Origin of the sequence: Nitratidesulfovibrio liaohensis (assembly GCF_011682075.1) — a bacterium.
In the GTDB taxonomy this organism is placed as follows: Bacteria; Desulfobacterota; Desulfovibrionia; order Desulfovibrionales; family Desulfovibrionaceae; genus Cupidesulfovibrio; species Cupidesulfovibrio liaohensis.
This window is the reverse complement of the sequence record NZ_VSMK01000644.1, coordinates 1-961: the sequence shown is the minus strand read 5'-3', so window position 1 is coordinate 961 and position 961 is coordinate 1. Positions and strand designations below refer to the sequence as shown.

Genomic DNA, 961 nt, shown 5'->3' with positions numbered 1-961 from the left:
GCACCTCGTGCGCGGATATGCTGCCCGCCGCGCCCGCCATGGCGTGGGCGCGCTCGGACAGGGCGCGCCACGCGCCAGCGGCGTCAGGCCTAATGGCGTCAGGCATAATCGTTTCTGGCCCAGCCGTGTCCTGCTTCGCGGCGGCGGCCACCAGCCCGCGCACTTCGTCGCCCGCCCCGGAATAGGCGGCCACAAAGCTGCCCAGTACCCGCAGGTACAGCCAGGCCTTGCCGTTCATGCGGCGCACGCCGCTGGCCACGTCCAGCCCCGGCAGGGATGCGGGCAGGTCTTCCGGCGCGGGGCGGTGACCCGTGGCGGGCTTGCCTTTGACAGTCTGCGTGTGTGGTGGTGCCGGTGCGGGGCCAGCATCCGTCGATTCCGCTCCCGCCCCCGCTTTCGGTCCCGTTGTGCCCCCAACAGGCCTGGCGGGCAGGTGGCGACGCAGGGTGTTCAGCAGTTCCTGACGGTCCACGGGTTTGGGCAACCTGCCGACGATGCCCGCCCGGTACAGGGCCGCTTCGTCCTCTCCCTCCACCCGCGCGGTAAAGGCGATGACCGGCGCGCCTGGCCGCAGCCGCAGGCCGCCGGAGGCATTGCGCGTCCGGATGGCCGTAGCGGTCTGGTAGCCGTCCATGCCCGGCATCTGGATGTCCAGCAGCACGGCGTCGAAGGCAACGTCCTGCGCGTCCGTCTGGCGGGCGTTGCGGGCCAGGGTGTCCAGCGCCGCTTCGCCCGAGGGGACCGCTTCCACGGCCACGCCCGTGGCGTGCAGCATTTCCGTGGCCACGGCGCGGTTGATGGGGTTGTCGTCCACCAGCAGTATTCGCGCCCCGTGCAGGGCCGGGTCGGAGAAGGAGGACTGGGCAGGGGCACTCTGGTTGGGGGGCGCGGCGGGAGGCGCGTGGCGGGTGATGGCGCCGGTATTGCCGCCTCGGGACGCGGTGGCAGCCAGCCCGGCGGC

Annotated in this window: 1 protein-coding gene; it reads right to left on the bottom strand. The window is 72.6% G+C overall.

Annotated features, from left to right (window positions below):
• On the bottom strand, positions 1 to 961 hold a 961-nt coding region (locus FVW27_RS17050), incomplete at both ends, for a response regulator (protein ID WP_167127443.1).